The 3,212-nt window shown below is 41.3% G+C and carries 1 protein-coding gene; it reads right to left on the reverse strand.

The window, feature by feature from the left end:
* Positions 1-89 precede the first annotated feature (89 nt).
* The gene (locus tag GQR47_RS19995; RefSeq protein WP_008126957.1) at positions 90-3,074 is read right to left on the reverse strand and encodes a Tn3-like element ISKox2 family transposase; all 2,985 of its coding nucleotides are present in this window, start codon (positions 3,072-3,074) and stop codon (positions 90-92) included.
* Positions 3,075-3,212 lie beyond the last annotated feature (138 nt).

Raw genomic sequence — 3,212 nt, forward strand, 5'->3', positions numbered from 1 at the left:
TGGGGTTCTAGGGATTTTCCCCTCTAAAGTAACATAAATCGCCACAACCCTCGCAGTTAATGGCTTGTGGAGCTGGGTTACCTTTCATTTTAGACTTCATTTTCAACAATAGGCCTAGTTATTTCCTGTAAATCAGGTAGTTTGCGGTTACTAGCGAACTGATAAGTGCCGCTCAGATTAATGTTCTGCCATGCAACGGGTGATACTTGTCGAGTTATTGCTGCTTTTTCCTCGTCACCAACTTCTTCAAAGTGCAGTAATAGATGACTTAGGATCATCGAGTTAAAGTAGATAATAGCATTTGCCGTCAAACGGGCACACTCGTTCCAGACGACTATTTCTGATTCGTTTTTTCCACGGAACTGGTCACGATTGACCGATGCAATAGCTCGCCTGAGGAAATGCCAGGCTTCGCCTCGGTTCAGTGCTCGTTGAACATATTGGCGCAGACTTGCATCATCAATATAATCAAGTAAATATTGGGCTTTGATGAGTCTATTATATTCCGTTAATGCTTGTAATATAGGGTGTCTAGATGGATAACCAGATAATTTGCGTACTAGCAATGCCTGTGTTGTGCGTTTTTCTTGAAGGGATAACACAATACGCTGAATATCCTGCCAGCCTTCTTCAATCACATTCATTTTTATCGGCTTTTTCAGCGCCAGATGCGTGTTTCCGTCGTCGCTTTCAGTTACGTTAAATAGGTCATTGATCACACTGGTGAACTGAGCATACCTAGGCGCAAAACTATAACCGCATAAATCCAATAAGGCATAATTAACATGATTAACACCATGGGTGTCGGTTGAGAGGACATCTGGCTTAAGATCACTAGTATTAGATTGTAGTAAGTCGTAAATATAATGGGACTCATGCTCATTAGATCCTATGATACGGGCATTTAACGCACTATGATTGGCAACTAACGTCATGGCCGTAATACCTTTGTTGGTGCCGAAGTATTTCGAGGAGTAGCGAGTTTTAAAAGTCTCAAGGTGAGTTTCAAATTTTTGCCCATCGGTACTGGCGTGCAGGACGTCTTCTTGGATGTGATAGTGGCGGAAAATAGGGAGTGCCGCTACTGCGTTATTGATGATATCACTAGCCTCTTGCAAGGTTTCAGGCCTAATATAATTAGCTTGTATAGTGCTTAGATGCTCATAACTGCGATCAGATATTTGTGCCATCCCATATACGCCGCGATGTGTCGCATTCGCAATTAGAATAGCCAATAAATCATCCTGATTGGCGCCTACTTGTTTTTGTATTGGCAGCACGTGTGCGAAGCATTGCATAAAGTTGGTTTCTTGTTCAACATAACGCAACACATCAGCAATACTGACGGGGATCATTTGTTTAAAGAAAGGGTTGTTGACAAGTGATTGGGAGCCTTTAACTGGCAGTCGCCATCGTGTGCCACTTCGGCTCTTCATGATCACATTGCGGTTATCACCATTATCAATGTGACGAGCAACATCTTCTAGGGATGTTGTTAAGCGTATTTGTTTTACTTGCAGTAGCTTCTGAATCGGCTGCTTTAGCTTTTCCAATGTTGATGATGCCAATAGATCAGGCTGTATTGACGATGCAATTAAGTCGTCTTCTAGCGCACGATATTTAGTGACGTTTGATAAGTAAATTCGACCATTAAGCCGAGAAGCCAGTTGACGGTAAAGCAACCATTCGTATCGCTGTGGATGAACAACATCCTTGTTAATTAACCATGGACGATGTTTTTGTTGGATAAGTGTACTATCCATTGTTTGCAATGTATTACCTGCTAATAGTTCTGTTTTTGTGGTTTTGAGCTGGGTCACTAATGCTTCTGAGCCTTTACCTGCTTGGCATTCAAGACATAGAAACACGGGCCTTAATAACTGCTCAATTAACCCGTTTTGATCATCATAATATTGCCATTGATATTCTTCTACCGTGCGTTTTTGCTTTTTTAAGTACAGGCATAGCGTTTCTATATCTTGGTTATTCATTACACTTAATGCTTGTTGCCTAACCGTTGCAAATGGTTGATTATCGTCGATACTGTCATCAACAAACAGATGCAGTAATTCTGCGGCTTTGGTGACATTGTCTGCAGCTGACCTCCATGAGTCAAACACTGCCTGTTGGGCAAACGCATGCGCAGCTTCTTGTTGTTTACGGATATGATGAATAAACCCATCAGCCAATCGCTCTAGGCTTTGCCGTATGCGTTGAGTCAGAAAACACAGCAACCATAGGTGTTGCTGTGGACGCTTAAAGCGTTTTAGTTTACTGCCATAATAATCCACCATTTCACCGAAGTGTTGTTGGTTTTTAGACGATAAGGCTAAGCCCTTAACAGCATTATCAATCTGTCTTGTATAAGGCTGTAACTGATGATACACCGTCAGTTCTTTTTTTAGCTCTGTCACCATAACGCTTTTTGCACCGGCTCGAAGCTGGCTTAAGGAGAGCCCATCTTTGTCATCGATAATAGTATTTAGAAATCCGTGTAGTTCAGATGAAACATGAATACGAAGCTTATTATTTAACGCCTTCTTGACCTGTTGGATAACACGACTGATAAGCTTTTGTAAGACAGTATATTTAGGGATGGCAATTCTATGCGTTGCTAGATATTCAGCGGCTGCATCGAATAGATAACGAGGCTCAAGCCAAGCTTTGCCGACCATAACAAGATGTTCGTACAGCGGCGCAAAGTGCAGACTTTCGTCCCATTTCTGATAGTTTAATAACCTCAGTATTCTTTGATATATACGGTCACGCTGCATCTTATTAATGCTGAAAGGCCTGATCCCTTTGCCTCCTTGAACTTGCGTTGAAATAAACTGCATATCGTCAAAGATGAGGTTAAAGCTAGGTGAAAGAATCACAGGCTTAGACTTAAAATACCCTAATAACGCAATGAAATAGCATCGGTGGTTCCTTAGGCGAATACTTTTCAACTCTGTTAACTCGATCTCGTTTGGCGTAAAATACAATCGTTGTTGTTCAAGTGATAATAGCGGCGGAGAATATAGATCAAGCTGCTCAGCTTTGGTAAGAATTGATAGTTCGTTTTTTATAGCCATAGGAATTAAATTAAGTTTAAGGGGTTGTTAACCTCATAATTTGCCATACTTTGGAGAAGTAACCCACCTTTGTATGCCTTTAAATATGGTGAGTATGGCGATTTATGTTACTTTAGAGGGGAAAATCCCTAGAACCCC

The sequence above is a fragment of the Pseudoalteromonas sp. Z1A2 genome, from assembly GCF_011378755.1.
Taxonomy (GTDB): Bacteria; Pseudomonadota; Gammaproteobacteria; order Enterobacterales; family Alteromonadaceae; genus Pseudoalteromonas; species Pseudoalteromonas distincta.